The organism is Paenibacillus sp. cl130 (assembly GCF_900116035.1).
Lineage (GTDB): Bacteria > Bacillota > Bacilli > Paenibacillales > Paenibacillaceae > Paenibacillus > Paenibacillus polymyxa_B.
The window spans coordinates 298,889-322,654 of the sequence record NZ_FOYG01000007.1; the positions used below are offsets into that span (position 1 = coordinate 298,889).

A 23,766-nucleotide genomic window follows, 5' to 3' on the forward strand; every position below is an offset into this window, starting at 1 on the left:
GCTTTATTTTCAGAAAAAAACCACACTCCTTGAGGAGCATGGTTCCATGTCATATCTTGGGAGGGTTCTCGTAGAGTATTATGTGCTGCGCAAGCAATTTTATTCTCCCAAAGTATATCCCAATTGTTTCATAAAACGACCAAAGGCCTGTTGACCGGACGGATTTCGTTTATACACTCCTGCATGCTCTAAAATTTCACTGAATTTCAGTCCAACCTCATTTTGTACGGTACGAACAGCCGTCTCCTTGTCAGGCAAACGACCGAACCGGGTGTTTAACTGATAAATCCAGTCTGCATGCTTAAACAGTGGATGTCCTTCCTGCTGCATAGCCACAGCCAGCTTGTCATCCCCACACAAAATATCTGCAATTCCATCCAGTTCATCCTTGAGCCGCCCCGGTAATATGGCAAGTCCCATAACTTCGATCAGACCGATATTTTCCTTCTTGATGTGATGCATCTCGCGGTGAGGATGGAAAATACCTTCCGGATACTCTTCACTCGTTCGGTTGTTACGCAGTACGAGATCCATCTGGTACCTGCCTTCGGCATCACGGCGCACAATCGGCGTCACGGTATTATGCGGAATCGTTTCCCCTTCCTGCTCTGTATGAGAGAGGACATCAGCTACAGGATCACTATAAACTTTCCAGGCTTCAAAAGCAGCATTTCCCGCTTCCAACAACGCCTCGGCATCTGTTGACGTAAAACGGATGACCGACATCGGCCAGTTTACAATCCCCGCTGTAACCTGCGGGAACGCTTCATTATGGTATATGCCGTCCACACCCGCTTTTTCAATTGGGAATGTATGACGACCACCCTGAAAATGATCATGGGTCAGGATCGATCCGCCGACAATCGGCAGATCCGCATTGGAGCCAATAAAATAATGCGGAAACGCTTTCGTAAAGGCCAGCAATCGGCGCAGTGTATCCTTCGTAAGCTTCATCGGTACATGATCATGATGGAACACAATGCAGTGCTCGTTGTAATACACATAGGGTGAATATTGAAAAAACCACGGTTCCCCATTCAATTCCACCGGAATGATGCGCAAATTTTGACGGGACGGATGATTTACCCTTCCTGCATATCCGACGTTTTCACGGCATAATTGACACTTGGGATAAACAGGCGGCGGCAAAAGCTTCGCCATCGCAATTTCTTTAGGACTTTTTTCTGGCTTGGACAAATTAATCGTGATTTCCATATCTCCGTAAGATGTCGACTGATTCCAGTACACATTGCTGGCAACCCGATCCATTCGAATGTAGTTCGAAACGATGGATAATTGATAAAAAGCATCTGTCGCCGCCTCTATGCCACGTTCAGCCTCCGTTTGATGAAAGTCACGGATGACTTCAGACGGTCTCGCCATCAGCAGTCCCATGATTTTGGAATCAAGCAAATCGCGATACGTATCTGTGTTTTCAGGGATAAGTCCTATGGCAAAACCATAATCTATCAATACATTAAGCACAGGCTGGAGAGCTTCGGGGGCCATAACGCCCCCTGCTTCCCCACCTGAATAAGGCTCCGAAAACCCAAACTGCTCCAACAGCAGATTACGGCTGTAATCTGTATCTTGCGGACCGATCAAGCCCTTGTTTTGTGCGAATGCAACCAGTTGCTCCACCGCATATAGAGCCGATTGCTGCACAGTTTCGTCGATGTCATGGGCCAGATGCCGGGAATGTTCCCGGCCTTGGCCTTTATCTGCAGATTGGCGCTCGCTCATATGTCATCGTCTCCCGTCTATTCGTCGCCGTAGCCGTGAGGGTGCGATTGATGCCATCCCCATGCTCCGCTAATAATGTCCTCTAGTTGGGTACGTGCTGGACTCCAGCCCAACACCGAACGAGCCTTGTCAGAAGATGCAACCAATATCGCTGGATCGCCTGCGCGGCGTGGCTCTGTCACAACTGGAATGTCGAGCCCAGTGACCTTGCGTGCCGTCTCAATAACTTCTTTCACAGAGAAGCCCTGCCCGTTGCCCAGGTTGAATACGTTGCTGTCATTGCCTTCGCGCAAGTAATTTACTGCACGCACATGAGCATCCGCCAGGTCACTCACGTGAATGTAATCCCGAACACACGTGCCGTCAGGAGTCGCATAATCCTCACCAAACACAGCGATGTGTGGACGCTGTTTCAAGGCTGTCTGGAGCACCAACGGGATCAGATGGCTTTCTGGTCGGTGATCTTCACCGATCTTGCCGCTCTCATGCGCACCAGCCGCATTAAAATACCGTAAAGACACATATTTGATGCCTAAAACTTTGTCAAACCACGACATCATGCGCTCCATCATCAGCTTTGTTTCACCATACACGTTGGTTGGCTCTGTACGGTCTCCCTCTTCAATCGGTACCTTTTCCGGTTCGCCGTAGGTAGCCGCAGTAGAGGAAAACACGATTCGGCGCACTCCAGCATCCTTCATTGCCTCCAGCAAGCTCAGCGTGCCAAATACATTGTTGTCATAATATTTACCAGGATTTTGCATACTTTCTCCAACCAGCGAGTTGGCTGCAAAATGGATAACTGCGTCGATACTATTTTCAGAGAACAGTTTGGACAGTAGTTCTTTATTCCTCAAATCCCCTTCATACAACTTGCCTCCAAGCAATGCTGCTTTGTGCCCGGTTTGCAAATTATCCAGCACCACAACTTCTTCTCCCAGATCCAACAATTCTGCTACGGTATGTGAACCGATATATCCAGCTCCACCTGTGACTAAAATGGCCATGTTATTCGTCCTCCTTCAGTTCTTTAACTCCGTCTCCTGCCTTGCATACATAAAAGCTGGCTTCCAGCCCTGTGCGGGTCTGATAAGCTTCGCCGACTTCCTTCACAAAACGTTCCACATCGTTCTCATGAACCAATGAAACCGTACAACCTCCAAATCCGGCTCCTGTCATACGAGCACCCAGCGTGCCAGGAATGCGCCGTGCTTCTTCAACCATGACGTCCAGCTCCGTGCAGCTGACCTCATACAAATCGCGTAATGAATCATGAGAAGCATTCATTAACTGACCAAAAGCTGCAAGTTCATTCGCCGCGAGAGCATCAACAGAGGCCAACACACGAGCGTTTTCCTCCACCACATGCTGTGCCCGCCGACGCACTGTTTGGTCCGCGATGTGATGCTGAAGCTCTCCGAAACGCGCCTCATCCAGCTGAGCGAGGTATTCCAGTGACGGCTCCTGCTGCTGTAAAATGGACAGTGCTTCGGCACACTGGCTGCGACGCTCGTTATAGGCTGAGTCCACCAAACCGCGACGCTTGTTTGTATTGCCGATCACGAGCTTATAAGCCCCCGTGCGGAATGGCACTTTACGGTAATCCAGCGTATCGCACATCAGTAGAATTGCATGATCAGCTGCTCCGTTCGCTACAGCGAACTGGTCCATAATGCCGCAATTGACACCAACATAATTGTTTTCTGCCCGCTGGGACAACAAAGCGATTTCGACCGTATCTGTTTCCTGTTTTTCGATCGTGAGAAACGCGTATCCTGTAACAACCTCAATGGAGGCTGAGGAGGATAATCCAGCACCATTCGGTATTTCTCCATGATAGAGCAGGTCATATCCGTTAGACGGATAAACTCCCTTTTCAGCCAACTCCACCAGCACACCCACCGGATAGTCCACCCACTCATCCGTTTTGTTTTTACCTATTTCTCCACGGGGGATAGACACTTCATACGACAGGTTTGTTGAAGCAAAATGAATTTCATCATCATTGCGCGCACGAAGGATTAGCGTCGTTCCGAATTCCAGCGCAGCCGGGAGTACATAACCACCGTTATAGTCGATATGCTCTCCAATCAGATTGACACGTCCAGGTGCATGAAATACCCGCAGTTCATTGCTGCTTTCACCATATTTTTCAATAAAATGTTTCTTTAATTCAGTAGAGTTCATATCCGCATCCACCTCATATACCGTTAGTAAAGGTCCCCCTGATTTCCCTGTAATATCTTAATCAGGTTGACATCTCTTATGATTTCAGTATAAATGAAAGCGTCACACGATGTAATGCATCCATGTGTTTAAGCTATGGATAAATGTGACTTGGATATGTACAATGTAAGTATACCGCATCCGCTAAACCATTCACAAATGCAGGAAGGATGACCCTATTTTGCAAGCGCATTCATATAGTTATGCCGTCGCCTCTAATCCGGTGTTTTATGAAAATAGCCCGCTGCATGTGCTTTTTGCAGGAGAGAGCCAAACCAAATCCGGTCATGCCGTAGGGCCGAAAATCTATGATTACTATCTGCTACACTTTGTAGAATCGGGCAGAGGTATCTTCCGAACGGAACAGCACACATATCAGCTTGAAGAAAACGATTTTTTCCTTATTCATCCCGGTCAGCTGGTGAGCTATACCTCTGATGAAGAGAAACCGTGGCGTTATCGTTGGTCTGCGTTTACCGGGCACCATACTGAGCAGGTGGTGCAGGAGGCCGGGCTACGTGTTCACCAGCCTGTCTTTCATGCTTCCGATCAGAGTCCCATCCCCGGTTATTTGGAGCAAATGCAATTGGCCTTTTACAGCAGAAAATCTAGTTCTCATCTTTCAGCCCTGGGCTATTTGTATCTGATTATGGGGGAAGCAGGCAATTACCTGAGTGACTGGGCTGATCCGTCCGGGGCGGATTCGCAAATTCAACGTACAGTCAAGCAGATGGTGCAATATATGTCCACTCAGTACGCACACCCCGTTTCCATTGAGCAAATGTCTGAAGGACTTGGTTATAATCGTGCATATTTGTCACGGATATTCAAAAAGGAAACGGGCATCTCCCCCGTCACCTATCTGCTTAAGCTAAGAATCGACAAATCACGTCAACTGCTGCGTGAGCGTCCTGAATTATCGGTAGAGCAAGTGGCCGCTTCGGTCGGACTAACCGATGCCTTATATTTCTCACGTCAATTCAAGCGCTTCTGTGGTCAGTCTCCAACCGAGTACCGAAGCAAGGTTAAGCAATACCCACAGTCGTAAAGCAGGCTTAAACAGCCCGCATCCTTCAAACGGATGCGGGCTGTTGGTTATATATTGTATAAAAGGATGCGAAATTAGGCCGATGACTACAGATTAACTTTCACCATTAGGCTGTGCCGCCGTCCTGTCAGTTCCCGGCATTCAGAATCGAATCAATTCGATCCAGTTCCTCCTGAGAAAAGTCCAGATTGGATAAGGTAGCAACATTTTCTTCAATTTGGCTTACACGGCTTGCCCCAATCAAGACAGAGGTCAGACGTTCGCCGCGCAGAGCCCAGGCCAGCGAGAATTGAGCCAAACTTTGTCCGCGTGCAGCAGCCATCTGATTCAGGGCGCGTACCTTGCGAAGTGTCTCTGGCGTTACATGGTTCTCATTCAGGAAAACCGATGTACTCGCTGCACGTGAATCCTCGGGGATTCCGTTCAAATATTTATTGGTCAGCAATCCCTGAGCCAGCGGACAAAAGGCAATGCTGCCTACCCCGTTTTCGTCCAGTACATCTTGTAATCCGTTTTCAATCCAGCGGTCGAGCAAGGAGTATTTCGGCTGATGAATCAGAAGCGGTGTTCCCAGCTCCTTCAGAATGCGAGCTGCTTCTGCTGTTTGCTCCGCACTATAATTGGACACACCCACATACAGCGCTTTGCCTGAACGTACGATATGATCCAGTGCTCCCATCGTTTCTTCCAGCGGCGTATTAGGATCAAATCGGTGAGAGTAGAATATATCGACATAGTCCAGCCCCATCCGCTTCAGGCTCTGATCCAGACTAGATATCATATACTTGCGAGATCCCCAGTCACCATAAGGCCCTGCCCACATATTGTAGCCCGCTTTGGTGGAGATGACCAACTCATCCCGGTACGGTTTCATATCACTGGCTAGGACTTGTCCAAAAAATTCCTCAGCTGATCCCGCAGGAGGGCCATAGTTATTAGCTAAATCAAAATGCGTAATTCCTAGATCAAAGGAGCGAGTAATCATGCTACGGCCATTCTCCGCGTTGTTAATCCCGCCAAAATTATGCCACAAGCCCAGCGAAATAGCGGGCAGTTTTAGACCTGATCTCCCTGTACGGTTATATTTCATACTTTCATAACGATCTTCGCCAGCTAAATAAACCATGCTATCCCAGCCTCTCTCGAAACATTGTAATGTCCATCACAACATCATCATAGCGCTTTTATCCAGGCGTTGACAAGAAAACGATTACAGACCTAATTGATGAGCAAGTTTTTCCATAACTTTACCGATTGGATCGGTGATCAAAAGATCCGCCTTATGATCATACGAGGTGGGATCTGTATTCAGCAGCACCGTATGTTTACCACGAAAATAAGTAATCAAGCCCGCAGCAGGATGTACTGTCAGCGACGTTCCTCCAATTAACAGCAAATCAGCCTGCGAAATAGCCTGAACGGATTGAATAATGGTATCCTGATTCAGCTCCTCCTCATATAAAACGACATCCGGTTTGATAATTCCTCCATCTATCGGACATTTGGGTACAACCTCAGAGCTGTTAATCACTTCATCTAGACTGTAAAAGCGTCCGCATTCCATACAGTGGTTGCGATGCACCGAGCCATGAAGTTCCAGTACATTCACACTACCGGCAACCTGATGTAGACCGTCAATATTTTGGGTCACAACCGCTTTAAGAACGCCTTGCTTTTCCAATAACGCGAGGAAATGATGGCAACCGTTCGGCTCCGCATCGGGATGCAGCATTTTGCTGCGATAGAAGTCGAAGAACACCTCAGGATGCTTCACAAAAAATGAACGGCTAAGCATAACCTCAGGGGAATAAGGCAATTTCTCCTCACTTTGATACAGGCCTGCTGCCGAACGAAAATCCGGAATACCGCTTTCCGTCGATGTCCCTGCTCCGCCGAAAAAAACAATATTCTGCGATTGCTGTATCCATTCCGCCAACGTATTAACTTTCATACCCTACGCACCTCCAGCTCTTCATATCCACGAACAACCTTATCCGCATCCAGCAAATGACCAGAACGTTCTGCTTCTGGCGCAAATCCAATAGTGAGCCGTACTCCGGCACGCTTGCCCATCTGCATATCCCCATTGCTGTCTCCGATGACCACCACGTCCGCCGGCGACAATCCTAGTAACGCGCAGGCTTTTTCAGCCATTTCCGGGTCAGGCTTGCCGTATGTAACCCTATCATGTCCGATAATCTCGTCAAAATAGGATGTCAGCCCCATCCACTCCAAATGCTCCTGTGCAGCCTCTGTACTGTCAGAGGTCACAACCGCCAGCTTCAGCCCGGCATGGCGGCTTTGCTCAAGCAACGTCCGCAACCCTGGAAACACCTTCGCTGCCCGATGTCGCCGAATATCAGCCATCGCCGTTTTATTAAAGTCGCGGACAAGCCGCACAGCTTCATTCCACGGTACACCAGCATTATAAAGCTGCCAAGCCAGTACCCCCGTACTTTCGTCCACCGTCCCCATGGCCAGCGGGCCAGAAGGGTCGTAACCGATCACACGTCCCTCTTGATCGTGAACAGTACCTAGAACGGTACCTTTTTCCACCGTAAAACCGGCACCCGCCACGGTAAGATGCTGCTCCATCATATCCAGTATAGAACGAGCCCAGGGGCCCCACAACTGAATAAAATCCAGCAACGTTCCATCTTTATCCAATAAAATACCACGGCATGGGTACCGCTCCCCCTGCACGATCAGCTCAGACATGCAGCACACCTCCTTTACTGATTCTTAGAAGCCACATCCACACTCTCTTTCATCCAGTCCTGTAAAGCCGTTACCGTCTGATTCCATTGCTCGGCAGCGCTAATTTTTGCAGGATTATCCCCTTTTTGGACACCATAACTGCCGAATTGGGCATGATTTCCCCCTTCGACTGTAAAATACAGCGTGTTGGCTGGTAAATAAGTTCTTCCACTTTGGACATTTTCCATCTGGACGACTCCATCATCACTTCCCAGTAGAGAAATAACGGGCAGATTTTTATCCTTTAAATTACCCTTGTTATCCGGGTAGGAGGCGAGGAAAAATACACCTTTGACCTGATCAGGATGTGCAGCTGCATATCGGGCCGCCATCACACCGCCTAACGAATGGCCTCCAATAACAAACGCTTCTTTCGGATATGCCTTTAGCACTTCATTCGCTAAATCCGGGGAGATCAATGCAAGGTTCAGTGGCATTTTTGCAATGATCACATGATGACCCTTTTCCGCCAGACGGCGTGCCAAGGGCGCATAACTTTCGGGCTTCACCAACGCCCCTGGATACAAAATGACTCCGGCTCCGCTTCTTTTTACAGGCTCAAAACCAACCCAATGTTCTTGTTCATTTACTTTCACAGCATCCGCTACTTCAGCTAATGCAGCAGCAGCCGTCTCGTCAGGCTGATAAGGCGTAAATACCTTCCATGCTCCCCACCCTGCGATCAGTACAATGACAATCAGGATGCCTAAGAGAATTTTCCATATTTTCCGAGGACCACGTGTCCCATATGAATTGTATGATCTTCTTGTTCTTCTTCTCATTGTAAAAGTTCCTTTCGCCTTTCGTACCTCGTAATTCGTAATTTGAATATAAAATGTACCGCTGTATTCATCAGCGTAACTAGCCTTGTTAGGGTAACATCGTTGCACATACAGGGTCAAATCAGCATACATTTCCACGTCTTAGCCCATCTTTGTCCGGTGTTCAAGCTTTCGCCACACAATAAGGTTATGATAACGCTTACTATTGTGAATAAAATCACAATGATAAAGTCCAGAGTATCGTACCTTGTTCCTTGTAAAGAATTATTTTTTAAATAGTTTAGTCGGCAGAAGCCGTTCGGAGGGAAACACATGACGACAAGCCATGATGTACAAGGGGAAAGCTTCTTTCTCAATTTGCGATTTCTGTTGATCATATGCGTATTTGCAGGGAATGCTCTGGAGCCTCTAGTCGGTTCACTTCATATTGCCCAACAATGGTTCAGCTGGATATTCATGTTTCATATGCCGTTGTTTGTACTCGTTACAGGCTACTTTGCCCAAACTTCTTTGACCGGATCAGCAGGCCGAAAAGTTCTGCTTCAGATCGGTATGCAATATCTTATTTTTCAATCGCTCTATTCGATCTTGGATGTTGCACTCTTCCACGTTCCCCATATCCATCATTCGTTCTTTGCTCCTTATCTGCTACTCTGGTTCCTTGCCAGCCATATCTGTTGGAGACTGCTGATGCTGTCTTTTCAGAAAATACCACCTGTCCTCCAATTGGGTATATCCGTGCTGCTGGGTATCCTCGTCGGGTATCTCCCTGTGGATGGTATATGGCTGAGCGTATGCAGAACCTTTGTTTATTTGCCTTACTTTGTAGCAGGTTATCATTTGAATTATGCAGACGTTCGACGGTTCTTCACAGCTCCAGTCCGCATAATCGCTGGCGTTGTATCTCTTCTGCTTATGGTACTGGCGGGAACGTCGTATTTCGGCATCCCAGCAGGCTGGCTGTATGGCAACATGACTTACGGTGAATTGGGCCATACCGAATGGTACGCAGGAATTTACCGCATCGGCATTTATGGAGTTCAATGGATAGCATCCATGGCGTTCCTAAGCTTTGTTCCAGCTGTCACAGGACGAATAACCGAGATGGGAAGACGGACACTATATGTCTTTTTACTCCATGGCTTGATCGTCCGTACCGTCGTTGCAAAGGGAGTCTACGAATATATAGATACTCCAGTGGAAGTCATGTTGATTGTAGTGTGTGCTGCAGGTCTGTGCTGTATGTTGACCATGCCTTGGGTTCGAACTGCAACACGACCTCTGATTGAGCCACAGGTAGAGTGGATGCTAAAGCCAGCTCCTTATCCTTTTAGACGGTCCGCGTAATCTTTTTATCCATTTTTTATTTAACATTGAACACGCGACAACCCACTCACAGACGAACATGTAAGCGAGTCTACCCCCTCTTTACTCCACTTGGAGCCTGTTTCATACAGGCGTGATGTGGTAAGTAAAGGATGCGCGCAACAAAAAACAACTTTTTTATTAAGGAGTGATTTGTAATGGCACGTAATCAAAATCAGGGGAAAATGAGTCGCGAAGAAGCAGGTCGTATGGGTGGAGAAGCTACTTCCAAGAAGCACAATAAGGAATTTTATCAGGAGATTGGTAAAAAGGGCGGGGAAGCAACCGCAAACTCTCACGATAAAGAATTTTATCAGGAAATCGGCAAAAAAGGCGGCGATGCTACAGCTGAGTCGCATGACAAAAATTTCTACAGAGACATCGGTCGTAAAGGCGGCAGAAATTAAGGTGTAATATCATATTCCGCCCTCCTTTAACATAAAACAAGCTTGAGCCCATTCGCTTTATTGCGGAATGGGCTCTTTCATATTTTACCTGATACGCAAACATGTCAGTATACATATTTCTAATATAATCAAATTCTAACTCTTCTAAATGCAATATATAGACAAATAAAACTGCTCATGTCTATATATTGTTGATTACAGAACCCTACTATTACTTTTTCAAAATCTTCATATATGTAGAAAAAAGCTCACATCTATGATAGACTCTTTAGAAAACATCTGCGCTATTACGGCGTCCATTGAACGCCATACTATTTTTATACTTTGGGGGGAAACCAGCATCATGACAGCTAAGACGAAAATGCGTTCCGATATGATTAAAAAAGGCTTTGACCGCGCTCCTCACCGCAGCTTGCTGCGCGCAGCGGGTGTCAAGGAAGAAGATTTTGACAAACCGTTTATTGCGGTATGCAACTCGTATATTGATATCGTACCGGGCCACGTCCATTTGCAGGAATTTGGAAAAATTGTCAAGCAAGCCATTCGTGAGGCAGGCGGTGTACCTTTCGAGTTTAACACCATCGGTGTAGATGACGGCATTGCCATGGGTCACATCGGTATGCGTTATTCTCTGCCAAGCCGTGAAATTATAGCTGACTCTCTGGAAACTGTCGTTTCCGCTCACTGGTTTGATGGCATGGTTTGTATTCCTAACTGTGATAAAATTACCCCTGGCATGATGATGGGCGCATTGCGCGTTAACATTCCAACTATTTTCGTCAGCGGCGGTCCTATGAAAGCTGGTAAAGACAAGAACGGACGCTCTATTTCCCTGACCTCCGTCTTCGAAGGCGTAGGTGCATATCAGGCTGGTAAAATCGACGATCAAAGCTTGCTTGAATTAGAACAATACGGCTGCCCGACATGTGGCTCCTGTTCAGGGATGTTCACAGCGAATTCCATGAACTGTCTCGCAGAAGCGATGGGTCTGGCTATGCCGGGTAACGGCACCATTCTCGCAGTAGCAGAAGAACGTAAAGAATTCGTTAAACAATCTGCACGCCAATTAATGGAATTGATTAAGCTTGATCTTAAACCACGTGATATCGTGACTAAAGAGGCTATTGATAATGCATTTGCATTGGATATGGCAATGGGCGGTTCCACGAATACAGTATTGCATACATTGGCACTTGCCCATGAAGCAGAAGTTGACTACCCTATCGAACGTATTAATGAAGTCGCAAACCGCGTACCTCATTTGTCCAAATTGGCACCTGCTTCCGACTATCATATTGAGGATGTCCATAATGCAGGCGGCGTAAGCGCAGTGCTGAATGAATTGTTGAAGAAACCGGGCGCACTGCATGGAGACTGTATTACTGTGACCGGAAAAACCATTCGTGAAAACGTAGAAGGTCAGGAAATTCTGGATACTAACGTCATCCATAAACTGGACAACCCTTATTCTGAACGTGGCGGCCTAGCTGTATTATTCGGTAATCTGGCACCGCAAGGCTCCATCATTAAAGTCGGTGCAGTTGATCCTTCGGTTGGTGGTTATCACAAAGGTCCTGCTATCTGCTTTGATTCACAGGAAGATGCACTGGCAGGTATCGCCAACGGTAAAATTAATGAAGGACACGTTGTTGTTATCCGTTATGAAGGTCCAAAGGGCGGACCTGGTATGCCTGAAATGCTCGCTCCAACTTCACAAATCGTGGGCATGGGGCTTGGTGCCAAGGTGGGTCTGATTACAGACGGACGATTCTCAGGTGCTTCCCGCGGTATCTCCATCGGTCATATTTCCCCTGAAGCCGCAGAAGGCGGACCTATCGCTTTTGTTGAGGACGGCGATATCATCGAGCTGGACTTAAACAATCGTAAGATTGAGCTCCACATTACGGACGAAGAATTTGAACGTCGTCGCGCCAACTGGAAAGGCTTTGAGCCGAAGGTAAAAACGGGTTACCTGGCACGTTATTCCAAGCTGGTAACGAACGCAAGTAACGGCGGAATTATGAAAATCTAAATGCGTTGCCAAGATAGGATTACTTTATAAACAGCTAAAAGTCCTCTCGACCCTAACAAAGGATCGAGAGGATTTTTTTATTAGGTCATTAGGTTTAGCCTATTCAGTCATTTCGCTGTTGAGTGTATGGACATCATCTCGCTGTGCTGTTTGCTCAAGAGCTTCGTCTGAGCGGTGTAAGCCTCCCTGATGAAAACGGTCAAACAAGGTATCCATTGGCATCACAATCAGTTTCGGTACCATTACATCTTTTTTTTCACTCAATTGCTCTGAACCCAAAGGATGGATAACACGAAATAACAGCTTTAGATATACAGTGGACACATGCTTAAACAGTCCTTTGGGAAGCTCCCGAACTTGAAATCCCAACTTCTCTGGTCCCCGATGAATCATACTTACTGCGTATATCGCCTTTACACCCTTCATTTCAGAATCATGTACAATGCGTTGGGCCAGATCAGGAAGTTGTTTTTTTACAATCCGAATTAATTGAATAGCTAGATGTACCATCGACTTTGCCGTCGAACCCAATTGAAATAACTTTTTATTATCAAAATGAAGCTCAATTATCGGGTCCCCTTTTTCTAACCACCTGCTGTTCTCCATATTTACATTTGGCCCATGATAGATACGGCGACGATAATAAAAGATCGTATCCTCCTTGCTTACGGGACGAAGACGAAACAAAACATGGAATAGCCGCTCATACTGGAGCCATCCAAATACCAGCGTTCTTTTTAACCAGCCCGTACTGGACATCTCGGAGGCAGTAGGTTTATTGACAGACTGACGGCAAAACAATGTATCCACCCGTACGCTGCGTAATTGTCGTTCTTGGGCGACCCTCAGCAACTTCTCCAGTGCGATTAGCATATTCTGGGGCGCTTCCACGTCTGCCCCCAATGTCGTACCACAGTCATGGAGCAGCATCACCTCGCCACCCCTCAGCTTTTTGAGCATTCTCTCCGCTAATTGTTTCGCTCCGATGCTGGCCTTCCAGTCCCCGAACATGGAGGACCATAATACGATTCGACGACCATGGGTGTTGGAAATATCAAAAAAGTTCACTATCCCCCAAGGTGGGCGATAAAAGGTCGTTCCCTCGCCAGTTACTCGACGAATGACTGACTCTGTCTGAGCAATTTGTCTTCTGACGGTAACAGGCCTCATAAGCCAATTCGATTTGTGCACATAATTATGAATACCGATTAGATGACCTTCATCATGCATGCGTTTCAGAAGCTCAGGGTGTTTTTCTGCATTCATCCCAACAACAAAAAAAGTAGCCTTGGCATCAAAACGCTTCAGTAAATCAAGCAGCTGTGATGTATACACTGGATCAGGGCCATCATCAAAGGTGAGTGCATATTCTTGCTCACTTTTGCCGCGCCTGAACACCCGGAAACCAAATATACGACTAACCAGCGCCGGAATAAAAGCATAAAAAGTTGAAATGTAAAACATCCATAACAGCAAAGTCTGCACGTTTTATCCCCACTTTTCTATTCTGAACTCCCCAAGCAGGCTTCCTGAGGAAAACTCACTTACTTATATATTATCACAATGAAGCAAACATGCCGAGATTTCGCTATTGCATATGGTCAGCATTGAGGTCCAATTTAGTGTACAATAAATAAAAATCTAAAAGGAGTCGTTGTATACATATGCTTCCATTGTACAAAAAATATTGGCGTACCGTTTTTGATATCGGTTTGATCGTATTAACCGTGTATTTAATTATGTTCGTATCCAGCAAACTGTATCAACTTGCCGCACCTGTGTTCCTTTCGTTCGTCGTGTTCTGGTGCATTGAACCTGCTGCCCGTTATTTTCATCGGAAAGGAATGAAAAAGCCTTTTGCCTCCGCACTCTCCGTATTGCTATTTATCATCCTCTTACTTGCTATTTTTTTCGGATTGGGCCTGATTCTGGTTACGCAATTTACGAAAGTCGCGCAAAACCTCCCACAATATACTCAGATTATCCAAGCGGAATTCACGCGATATCTTCATCTTTCTCAAGATAAAATCGCTGCTTTACCTCCGAGTGTTACTGAACGTGTGAATGATTATTTTGCGACTGCCACCACCATTGCTACGAAGTGGGCACAGCTAGGATTATCCTTTTTCATACAGTTCCTCAGTTCTTTCACTGTTTTTATGGGCAACTTTGCCATTGCCATCATTTTAGCGTTCTTTTTAAGTATGGAAATTAATCTTTGGAAGGGCATTGCTCGTAGTAAAACACCCAAGACACTAAAAACTGCTTACCTTTTTCTAAAAAATCACGTACTTAAAGCTATCTCCGCTTTTCTCAAGGCTCAAGCTCTACTGGTAGGGATTACCTTTGTTCTCGTATTTATAGGTTTACTCATTTTGCAAGTGGATAATGCCCTCTCATTGGCGCTCGTGGCAGCTTTGTTTGATATTCTGCCCTTGCTGGGTGTGCCTGTTATTTTTATTCCGTGGGCCGTGTATCTGTTCATCACAGGCAATACCGGCCTGGCTGTAGGCCTGCTTATTGTCATGGCTGTGACGGTGATCGTCCGCCAGCTGGCAGAGCCTAAAATCACTGGTAATTCCATCGGTGTTTCATCTGCCTATCTGATGCTTTCCTTTGCCATTATATCGTTGTCCATCTTTGGACTGGCCGGATTAATCCTGTCTCCCATTCTGATCATTTTGCTCAAGGAATTGTGGCAGCAAGGCTATCTGCAGAAATGGATTCGGTTTCCGACAGAGGAATTTGACGAGCCCCCGTTTATCGTAAAAATCCAGGAGGAAGATCGTGAAGCTACTCGTGGTACTCAGGAGGATTGAGCTAACAGATCCATTACTTGTCCGAACAATGCTGTAGCTTGGTTTGCAGAATGCGTTGAAGCATTTTGCACAAGGACGGCGACCGCATAACGAGGCCGCTCTATCGGACCATAGCCTATAAACCACTGATGATTGATAGGGTGACCGTTCTTTAAAGCTTGGGCCGTACCCGATTTGCCGGCCAGATTCCATGATTTATTACGCAAGGAGGCACCAGTTCCCTGTGTCACAACCTTTTCCATTGCTTCACGAAGCGTGCGAGCCGTCGATGTGTGAATCGAGCGGCTGCCCTCGGGTGAAGATGCAGCATGAGCAGGTAGTTCCAGTAAGGTGCTACCGTCTGCGTAGCTAATGCGTTTGACAATGCGTGGTGCATGTACTTGACCATCGTGCAGCAAGGTGACGATGAGATTGGCAGCTTGGAGAGGCGTTACCAGCACATCGCGCTGACCGATAGCTGTCTGTACACGTACGCCCGGATCAGACGCGTTCGTATGGGAGCCGAATACGGCTCCCTTTTCTTCGTGATCCAGCGGTCTGAATTGAGGTAGTCCCGCAAGATTCCGCTCCTGCCAGCCCACAGTTCGGCTCAATCCCAGTGCAGAGGCTGTGGCCTGAATTTGCTTAGGATTAAGCCGTTCGCCGAGATGAGCGAACACACTATTACAGGATACGGCAAGCCCTTCCTCCAGGTTCAGGGTACCGTGTCCTTCTTTTTTCCAGCAAGCCAAACCGTACTTGCCATAAGTTCCATGACAATGGAATTGTTCCTGCGGTTGGACAACACCTGATTCAAGTGCAGCAGCAGCCGTGACCAACTTAAAAATGGATCCAGGCGTTATCGCCTTGAGGGCACGATTAGACCAGTCTGTTTTTTTCTTAGGATCAACATGACTGGGATTATAAAAAGGGCGAGACACCATCGCCAGTACATCCGCGTTGCCTGCATCGAGCACTACCACCGCCCCTTCTGCCAAATGACTAGATTCCGTCAGCTTTTCAATTTGTTCCTGTATAGGCAGATCAATTGTAGTCTGCACCTGTAAAGGATAGTGACCATTGGATGGAGCACTGACACGCAACGGTATATGAGTCAATGGACGACGCTGCGCATCTACAAATCGGGAGACGAACGTTTCACCGACGCCGCTCAGCAGCGGCTCCAGCGTTCTTTCCAGCCCGGCTGCCCCCATCGGCAGTTCACTCGCTCGGTCGGCACGTTCATACAGAAAGCCAAGCCATTGCCTGCCATTGGGCAAATCCCTGTAACGTTTCGCATAAGGTACAAGCTCAATAAGCGAAGGAGCTAGCTTCAGCAGCTTGCCTGCTTCATTCGGATTGATTTGTACGGGCTCTCCGCGCCCATCTCGCCATATGAGCGGGGATTGCAGTCCTTTCCATCGTGTCAGTAGTTGCTTTTTATTCGTACGCAGTAGCTTGGCCAGTTCTTCGCCATGTAAAGCCGCTTTGCCATCTACATCGGGAAAAAGCACTGGCGCCCATACGACTCCGCCAGTCAAGGGTTGCCCATGCCGGTCCGTAAACTGTCCACGTCCAGAGTCGATAGAAATGCCCTCCTGTCGCTGACGTGCTGACATTTCCTTAAGCGAATGCCCCCCATAGACGGACATATAAATGCCCGCTGTCCCCTGAATCCAAGCCAGTCGGAATAATAAAATCAGCAGTAGCGCCATCACCCCCAAGCCCATATATGCAATTCGACGTTTTCGTATGAAACTGCTACCACGCCTCGGCACACCCATCCTTCTTTCATCTTTTTTCCAGTAGTATGTCCTGTAGTTGAAAAAGAAAACCCACTCAACTTTTAACGTGAATGGGTTTCCGAATTTATTTGTATCTTGTGATGTCTGCTTCTGGGCTCCAATTTAAAAACTCGTCTAACGAATAAAAAACCGTAATAAAAATGGTAATGGCCAGTACAACCCACGCTACCTTTGTGTTTGTATTCATCTTTTGCTTTCCTTCTTGAGGGATTTTTAAGCACATCTACTAATAAAAAGTACAAAACCACGGAGATCAGTGACAATCCTGATTTCCATGGTTTTGTTATATCTACACCGTAAACCGCGAAAGCTGTTCCTTCAAGTTCACTGATACTCCTTCCAGCTTATCCGACAAACCTACCAGTTGATTACCAATATTAGCCTGTTCAGTGCTGAGCGAAGCGACTTCCTGCGAAGTAGCTGAGGATTGCTCGGCTACCGCACTTACATTGGTCATTGCCTCGGACAAAGTGGTCTGCGATTCACTCAGATGATGAATGGAGGCAGTGACCGTTCCCAATCGTAGCGCGAACTCTCCCATTTGCTGCTGAACCGATTGGAAAATGTCCGTTGTTTCCTGCACGGCTCCCATCTGTTCCCGGAACAGCGGGTACACCTCAGATAATGCCTGTACCGTTTCATTCATTTCATTGACGATGTTGTTAGTAATGCCTGTAGCCGTACGAATAGCTTGACGTGATTGTTCAGCCAACTGCCGAACCTCATTAGCTACCACCATAAAACCACGCCCAGCCGTCCCCGCTCGTGCTGCTTCAATCGTCGCATTCAGTGATAGAATGTTCGTTTGTTTAGCAATATCCTGTAATACGTCCAGCACCTTAAAGACATCGGAAGTTGTCTTCTTCAGTTCATCTACTTTGCCCACCAGAGCATGCGTAGTTTCTTCCGTAACCTTAGTCTTGCTCAATAGATTTTTCAGCTGAATGGTCCCTTGTTCACTGGATTGTTCAACTTCTTGTGCGACCAGACTCATTTCATGATTGGAAGCCATAACCGTATCCATTTGCTGAGATATATTCCCGGTAAGTCCGCTGCCACGTTCAGCCTCTGTTGCCAAACTGGCGGCGCCATGAGCAATCTCTTCCGTTGCTGCTGCAATTTCTTTGGCTGAAATGGCTGTCTTCTTCGAGGCATCGCCTAGTTCCGTCGCTGTATTCAGAACCTCCTGAGCTGAGGCATTCGTCTGTTCTACCAGCAATGTAATTTGCTCCATCATCGTATCAAAGCTTTCTGACAATTGCCCAATTTCATCCTGAGCCTTATAGTTCGTTCGGATTTGCAAGTTGCCTTTGGCACCTTCGACCATTAAATCCTTCAGATGTGTCAATGGCCGAGCCACGAGGCGCACGATCCACAGGCCAATGAACAATGCAATGAGTGCAGCCACTGCGGCAAATATCCATGTTGTAGTTAGTATCCCCTTAGCGTCTTTCACCAGCTCAGATACAGGTACTACACCCACGAGAATCCACTTGGAAGTTCCCAGTGTATTATGAACCGCAAGCACACTTTGCTTTTTGCCGTCTGCTTCCTGCTCCATAATTTGATTTCCTTCGATCCCTTCAAGCTTGGACACGTAATCCAGCTTTGTCTTTCCTCCTGCCAAGCCCTCATTGTTAGAACCTACAAACTCACCCTTGTCTGTCACAAGACTAATCATACTGCCTGAACCCAAATTAATACCTTTTAACTCGTCCTCTACCGCACTGGACTTTAAATCCATAACCAGAACATAAGTCCCTCCCAACCCGGACATGCTGTTCATGGAGCGTGCCAGACGAAAGGTCTTGCTACCATTGTCATTCACCTGCGTAGGTAGCCAAACAATTCCTTTGTTTTTCAAAATATCCTTAAACCACGCTTCCTGCCGTACATCCTTTTGTGTTCCGGTGCCCATAGCAGCTAAATTGGTTTCTTCCGGGTACAAGTACATTGAATCAATCGCTTTATTCGTAAAAGCAAGATTCGTTAGCTTCTTATTCACTTCGCCCATAGCAACAAAAGATGCAAAGGGATTTTTATCTTGCTTTACAGCCTTTTGCAACTGATCACTTAATTCAGTATCGAAAAATACCTGTGTCGACGTGTCTTGAAAGCGCTCTAGAATAATATCAAGCTTTTCTGAAGTTTGCTGGACGGTCTGCTGATAAGCCGTAGCTGCATTTTGCTCAATCGTACTTTTAGCCTTGTAGTATGAGAGCATCCCCAAGCTGACCACAAATAACATAATTGCCGCAAAAAAGATCAGAAACAACTTCATTCCAACCGAACGTATCGGATTATAGTTTTTGACCAAATGCATGAAATCTTTACTGTACCTTTCTGGCTTAAGTAAACGCTTTAAATTGTGTGTACCTTTACGAGTCGCCTTAGCTACCCAGGGGGCAACCTTCGAAGACACCGCAACCTTTTGTTCCTCTTTATCCGTTGTCACTTTACTGCCTTTCAAACCCTGCATTTGATCCGTTTTCTTGGGTTGCCTTTTTGCTGTATTCCCCTCTTTTTTCCGTAAACCCATTTCTCTCACCTACCACCATATAATTAGTTTCTAATTCCACGTCATCCATTATGTATCTATTATCTATATAACTTCTATCGGAACTATTCGACAAGGAATGTAGCTTTCCTTTGAGTATCAACTAAATTTTGTGAAACTTTTTTCCTAGAAAACTATTCAAAAAAAAGCCTCTCCAACCGATAGGAGAGGCTTTTGAATCTTTTCACCTGTGACTTAAGGCTTATTTACTTCTTTTTACGCATCATATCAAAATACGATACGGGCTGATCTACCTTCATTCTAATTCGTTGAAGCGGGTGACGAGCAGCATCCAATTCGTTGCCTTCCTCATCCCAGATCGTTCCGACCGTTTGTTTAAAGAATGTTCCGTTCGGACCGAAAAATTCGATTTCATGCCCTGGTTTAAAATGGTTCCGTTGTTGAATGGTTGCAATGCCACTCGCGGCATCGTAGTCCATGACCAGTCCGGCAAAATCATAAGGGACTGCCTTTTCTTCCGGCTCATAAATATGGTCTTCATGATCCGGTGTATCGTAGAAAAACCCTGTATTCAACGGACGATTGGCTGCCTTATTAATTTCTTCAATCCATTCTGGTTTGAGCACATAATTTTCAGGATCAGCCATATAGGAATCAATCGCTTGACGATAGACATTCACGACGGTAGCCACATAGTGAATGGACTTCATACGTCCCTCCACTTTAAAGCTGTCTACACCTACATCAATCAGATCAGGGACATTTTCAATCATACACAGATCCTTGGAACCCATAGAAAAGGCATTATCGCTCTCTTCGAACAGTGGAAGCTGGTTAACACCGAGCTGGAACTGTTTCAGTGCATTGCTCTCCTGTGCCTCTTCCTCAGATATCCAAACCTCACCTGGGCGGGCATCCTCAAACAAATCGTATTTCCAGCGGCAAGACTGACAACATCCCCCACGATTGGAATCACGGTCTGTAAAGTGATTGGACAACACGCAGCGGCCGGAAAATGAAGAGCACATCGCGCCATGGACGAATGCTTCGATTTCGATGTCCACATGCTTTTTAATTTCTTCGATTTCCTCCAGACTGGTCTCACGTCCCAGTACCACACGCGGTAGTCCCTCGTTTTTCCAAAACTTTACCGCTTGCCAGTTCAGTGTGGACTGCTGTGTACTCAAATGCACTTCCAATCCAGGAACAGCACGCAATGCCACGGATACAATAGCCGGATCAGCGACGATAACGGCATGAATTCCTGCCTCGTACAGATTGCGCAAGTATTCTTCGATTCCGGCAATATCCTCATTATGGGCATAGATATTGGTGGCTACAAGCACCTTAGCACCGTACTTGTTAGCAAATTCTACACCTTCGCGCATTTCTTCAAAACTGAAATTATCGGCGTTAGAACGCAGACCATATTTTTGTCCACCAATATATACAGCATCCGCGCCATAGTGAACGGCAAACTTCAGCTTTTCCAGATTTCCGGCAGGAGCTAATAGCTCCGGCTTATCCAGACGATTCCGTTTACCTATATATTTTCTCGTTTTGGTTATCGTCCCCATGACGTTCCCCCCTCTGTGAATTCATTTTAAAATTAATAAACCTGCTCTTTATAGAAAAATCCGAAGGAAAGTTCCCGTTCCGGATCTTGAAGACGGCGAACTTCATCCAGCCAGCTTTCATCATAAGCATAAGCATCCGGGTCAGCTGTATAATTATCTATGGCTTTACGATAAGCACGAACAACCGCCTCATTGTAAGCCGTAGGTTTCAATAAGCCCTCGATCTTAAAACTATGCACGCCCGCCTCCATCAGAATATGCAGGTCCTCCATGATACAAAAATCATCTGAACTCATAATATGTGTCCCATTAATATCCTCGTAGATGGGGAACTTCTCTTCCTTTCGCTCTGCTTCAATCAGAAACAAGCCGCGCCCTCTACCCAAATCGCCTTCTACATTACGTCCCTGGTGCAGCATGTAACTTTGAACAAGCTTACGCTTGGAGTGATAAATATTGGTCATGCCATGTACCTGAACCTGTGCTTCTATGTTCAACTTTGGTATCATTTCGGTAATTTCATCCATACTGAGCTCACGAGCCAAAATGACCCGGGAAGCTCCTTTTTCACCCCAATAGTTGGCGGTTGCGAAGTTGGTGGAGATCATCTCACCGTTCCAGAACAGCTTAAGATGCGGGGCGTACTCCTTCACGGCCATGAGCACTGCGGGATCATTAAACTCAATGGCGTCTATGCCGCATCCAGCTAGGGTCTGCACATATTCGGGAAGGAGCGGCAATAGCTCGTTCGTCATCAAATTCGTCATGGATACGTATACCTGCGCCGTATGCTTCCGTGCCTCTTCCACCACTTCACGGATTTGGTCCGGTGTAAAATGTCCCGGCAGCCGCATTCCAAAGCGGTCATCTCCAATAAGTAATGCAGTAGCTCCAGCCTCCAGCATATGGCGGGCATCCTCCGGAGAGCTGGCAGTTGCCAGTAGTTCGGGTTTGTAAGCCATAGGCTCACCTCCTAATTTGTCTTACGGTTACTTACCTGAATGTTATGCAAATGTTCTTTATACGTTTTGGCAAACAAATGTTCATGTGTCCCATCTTTTTTGGTCACGTAAAACAAATAATCTGTAGCTTTCGGCTGTAAAGCCGCTATCACTGATTTCAGACTGGGACTTGCAATCGGCCCTGGTGGAAGTCCCTGATGCATATACGTATTATAAGGGCTTTCCACAGCCAAATCCTTGTAATACAGCCGTTCCTTTTGCTTATCCAGCATATATTGAACTGTAGCATCAATTTCCAGCTTCTTATCCTGTTTGAGTCGGTTATAAATGACGCCAGCTACTACAGACCGCTCATCTTCCACAACCACTTCGCGCTCTACGAGAGAAGCAACTGTCAGCAGTTGATGCAGCGTTTCACCCCGCTGTTTCAGCTTCGCATCCAAATCGGAAACAGTTTCCAACCGCTTTTGTGTCTGTTCTAGCATCACCTGTATAATATCTTTGGCCGTACTACCCTTTTTCAGCTCATAGGTTTCCGGGAAAAGATAGCCCTCCAGCGCATAGCGAAGCCCCGCCTGCTTTGGAATGTCCCGCACCAGCGCGACGTCAAAAGCGGACGGATCGTTGGCCAGCTGCAGAAATTGCTGCCGGTCTGCCAGTCCTTCCTTTTGCAGCTTATCAGCCATCTGTCTAATCGTAAAACCTTCCGGGATTGTAAAACGAATCATTTCCTCTTTGACAACATCTCCAGCCGATAACTTAGTAATCAACTGATCAAAGGTTGCGCCAGGCTTCGCCTCATATTTTCCGGCCTGAAATCCGCTTCCTTGCTGTTTGAATTTTACATAAGCCTTAAACACGAGCGCATTACGTATAAGTCCCTTTTGCTCCAGCGTATCTGCAATAGCAGATGTTCCTGTTCCCTGCACCACCGTAAAAGCAACGGGTTGTGTTTGGGGCTGAACAGGCTGCATGGCATTCCAAATATAGAGGGTTGCCCCTGCTACTATAATGATAAGCAGTAGAAGCAACGTAAACATCCTCGTCCTTCGCTTCACATCCACCCAACTCCTTCACAGCCAAAAAGGGCGGACTGGTCCGCCCTTTCAGGTTTGATCTCATCGTTATCCAGACTTACAGTTCTTCCGGCAACGTACATTCGTCGTACAGCTCGGAAATATCTTCCCACTCATCATCATCTTCAATGGTGGTGATGGAGATTTCGCCGTCTGTGGATGAGCTTACATGATATAGCTCATGTTCGCCAACAGCAGCCCCGGGTCTACGCAATACGGCGTACCGTTGCTCACCTACCTTGAACTCTGCTTCCAATTCCATGCGCATCGCATGGCCCTGTTCATCCTGCAGCTCTACATCGCCGTCGAACGTTTCCTTCAAATCAGAGGTCCAACTCAGGTCTTCACGTGAATAGCTCGTCATTTCCCGTCTTCCTCTTCATCTTCTTCTACAAATGTATTAAAGGTCTCTTCGACGATTTCCCATTCGGCATCGTCTTGGATCACAAACAATTTAATATCATCGCCTTCTTCCTCGTAACGGAAGGCGTACACATCGGACTCATCAGCTTCAGGGTCCACTGGCGCAACCATCATGTACTTCGCTTCGGAACCATCTACCTCAAACTTCATAATGACCTCGAACTCTTCCTCGTTGCCCTCGTCATCGGCAATATAAATAATTTCCGGCTCTTCTTCCATACCCACTTGATTTTCAGCCATTACGAAA

Annotated in this window: 21 protein-coding genes; 5 read left to right on the top strand and 16 right to left on the bottom strand. The window is 46.7% G+C overall.

From position 1 onward, the window contains the following. Nucleotides 1-99 precede the first annotated feature (99 nt). Genes BM358_RS19850 through BM358_RS19860 form a run of 3 tightly spaced genes read right to left on the bottom strand, consistent with a single transcriptional unit; the run spans nucleotide 100 to nucleotide 3,930 of the window. Nucleotides 100-1,743 carry a UDP-glucose--hexose-1-phosphate uridylyltransferase gene (locus tag BM358_RS19850; protein WP_028542450.1) on the bottom strand — a complete coding sequence of 548 codons (1,644 nt, stop codon included), beginning with the start codon at nucleotides 1,741-1,743 and terminating at the stop codon, nucleotides 100-102. Between the two features lie 17 nt (nucleotides 1,744-1,760). After that, nucleotides 1,761-2,750 (bottom strand): UDP-glucose 4-epimerase GalE, encoded by a 990-nt coding sequence (gene galE, locus BM358_RS19855; protein WP_028542449.1) that lies wholly within the window; start codon nucleotides 2,748-2,750, stop codon nucleotides 1,761-1,763. A 1-nt stretch (nucleotide 2,751) separates the two neighbouring features. Beyond that, nucleotides 2,752-3,930 (bottom strand): galactokinase, encoded by a 1,179-nt coding sequence (locus BM358_RS19860; protein ID WP_028542448.1) that lies wholly within the window; start codon nucleotides 3,928-3,930, stop codon nucleotides 2,752-2,754. Nucleotides 3,931-4,150: 220 nt separating this feature from the next. Between BM358_RS19860 and BM358_RS19865 the strand changes: the two genes are divergently transcribed. Continuing rightward, nucleotides 4,151-5,017, top strand: coding sequence for an AraC family transcriptional regulator (locus BM358_RS19865; protein WP_028542447.1), 867 nt, complete (start codon nucleotides 4,151-4,153; stop codon nucleotides 5,015-5,017). A gap of 127 nt (nucleotides 5,018-5,144) precedes the next feature. On the opposite strand, the gene mgrA is transcribed toward BM358_RS19865, so the two are convergent. From mgrA to BM358_RS19885, 4 genes are all read right to left on the bottom strand, one after another. Continuing rightward, nucleotides 5,145-6,143, bottom strand: a complete 999-nt coding sequence (gene mgrA / locus BM358_RS19870; protein ID WP_028542446.1) for an L-glyceraldehyde 3-phosphate reductase — start codon at nucleotides 6,141-6,143, stop codon at nucleotides 5,145-5,147. A gap of 84 nt (nucleotides 6,144-6,227) precedes the next feature. Continuing rightward, on the bottom strand, nucleotides 6,228-6,968 hold the full coding sequence (locus tag BM358_RS19875; RefSeq protein ID WP_028542445.1) for an NAD-dependent protein deacylase: 741 nt from the start codon (nucleotides 6,966-6,968) through the stop codon (nucleotides 6,228-6,230). After that, nucleotides 6,965-7,735, bottom strand: coding sequence for an HAD family hydrolase (locus BM358_RS19880; RefSeq protein WP_028542444.1), 771 nt, complete (start codon nucleotides 7,733-7,735; stop codon nucleotides 6,965-6,967). The genes BM358_RS19875 and BM358_RS19880 overlap by 4 nt, the downstream gene beginning before the upstream one ends. 14 nt (nucleotides 7,736-7,749) lie before the next feature. Further along, nucleotides 7,750-8,556: an alpha/beta fold hydrolase gene (locus BM358_RS19885; protein ID WP_028542443.1), complete on the bottom strand. Its 807-nt coding sequence runs from the start codon at nucleotides 8,554-8,556 to the stop codon at nucleotides 7,750-7,752. A 312-nt stretch (nucleotides 8,557-8,868) separates the two neighbouring features. Between BM358_RS19885 and BM358_RS19890 the strand changes: the two genes are divergently transcribed. From BM358_RS19890 to ilvD, 3 genes are all read left to right on the top strand, one after another. Next, nucleotides 8,869-9,903: an acyltransferase family protein gene (locus BM358_RS19890; RefSeq protein WP_023989893.1), complete on the top strand. Its 1,035-nt coding sequence runs from the start codon at nucleotides 8,869-8,871 to the stop codon at nucleotides 9,901-9,903. Nucleotides 9,904-10,079: 176 nt separating this feature from the next. Continuing rightward, nucleotides 10,080-10,328, top strand: coding sequence for a KGG domain-containing protein (locus tag BM358_RS19895; RefSeq protein ID WP_023989894.1), 249 nt, complete (start codon nucleotides 10,080-10,082; stop codon nucleotides 10,326-10,328). Nucleotides 10,329-10,671: 343 nt separating this feature from the next. Beyond that, nucleotides 10,672-12,360, top strand: a complete 1,689-nt coding sequence (ilvD, locus tag BM358_RS19900; RefSeq protein ID WP_023989895.1) for a dihydroxy-acid dehydratase — start codon at nucleotides 10,672-10,674, stop codon at nucleotides 12,358-12,360. Between the two features lie 99 nt (nucleotides 12,361-12,459). Here the strand turns inward: ilvD and BM358_RS19905 are convergent, their stop codons facing one another. Next, complete coding sequence (locus BM358_RS19905) at nucleotides 12,460-13,845, bottom strand: polysaccharide deacetylase family protein (protein WP_028542442.1); 1,386 nt, start codon at nucleotides 13,843-13,845, stop codon at nucleotides 12,460-12,462. Nucleotides 13,846-14,024: 179 nt separating this feature from the next. On the opposite strand from BM358_RS19905, the gene BM358_RS19910 reads away from it, so the two are divergent. Beyond that, entirely contained in the window at nucleotides 14,025-15,179 is a 1,155-nt protein-coding gene (locus BM358_RS19910) for an AI-2E family transporter (protein WP_023989897.1), read from the top strand. Here the strand turns inward: BM358_RS19910 and BM358_RS19915 are convergent. From BM358_RS19915 to BM358_RS19945, 8 genes are all read right to left on the bottom strand, one after another. Continuing rightward, on the bottom strand, nucleotides 15,167-16,942 hold the full coding sequence (locus BM358_RS19915) for a peptidoglycan D,D-transpeptidase FtsI family protein (protein ID WP_076265322.1): 1,776 nt from the start codon (nucleotides 16,940-16,942) through the stop codon (nucleotides 15,167-15,169). The two genes, BM358_RS19910 and BM358_RS19915, sit on opposite strands and share 13 nt — an antisense overlap. A gap of 85 nt (nucleotides 16,943-17,027) precedes the next feature. Continuing rightward, entirely contained in the window at nucleotides 17,028-17,150 is a 123-nt protein-coding gene (locus BM358_RS26980) for a hypothetical protein (RefSeq protein WP_023989899.1), read from the bottom strand. Between the two features lie 102 nt (nucleotides 17,151-17,252). Then, nucleotides 17,253-19,502, bottom strand: a complete 2,250-nt coding sequence (locus tag BM358_RS19920; protein ID WP_023989900.1) for a methyl-accepting chemotaxis protein — start codon at nucleotides 19,500-19,502, stop codon at nucleotides 17,253-17,255. Between the two features lie 224 nt (nucleotides 19,503-19,726). Continuing rightward, a complete protein-coding gene (locus tag BM358_RS19925; RefSeq protein WP_013311519.1) occupies nucleotides 19,727-21,058 on the bottom strand; it encodes a peptidase U32 family protein in 1,332 nt (443 codons plus the stop codon). Between the two features lie 32 nt (nucleotides 21,059-21,090). Further along, nucleotides 21,091-22,020: a peptidase U32 family protein gene (locus BM358_RS19930; protein ID WP_023989901.1), complete on the bottom strand. Its 930-nt coding sequence runs from the start codon at nucleotides 22,018-22,020 to the stop codon at nucleotides 21,091-21,093. Nucleotides 22,021-22,031: 11 nt separating this feature from the next. Further along, nucleotides 22,032-23,060, bottom strand: coding sequence for an endolytic transglycosylase MltG (mltG, locus tag BM358_RS19935; RefSeq protein WP_028542440.1), 1,029 nt, complete (start codon nucleotides 23,058-23,060; stop codon nucleotides 22,032-22,034). A gap of 94 nt (nucleotides 23,061-23,154) precedes the next feature. Next, complete coding sequence (locus BM358_RS19940; RefSeq protein ID WP_028542439.1) at nucleotides 23,155-23,460, bottom strand: DUF1292 domain-containing protein; 306 nt, start codon at nucleotides 23,458-23,460, stop codon at nucleotides 23,155-23,157. Next, nucleotides 23,457-23,759, bottom strand: coding sequence for a DUF1292 domain-containing protein (locus BM358_RS19945; protein ID WP_023989904.1), 303 nt, complete (start codon nucleotides 23,757-23,759; stop codon nucleotides 23,457-23,459). The genes BM358_RS19940 and BM358_RS19945 overlap by 4 nt, the downstream gene beginning before the upstream one ends. Nucleotides 23,760-23,766 lie beyond the last annotated feature (7 nt).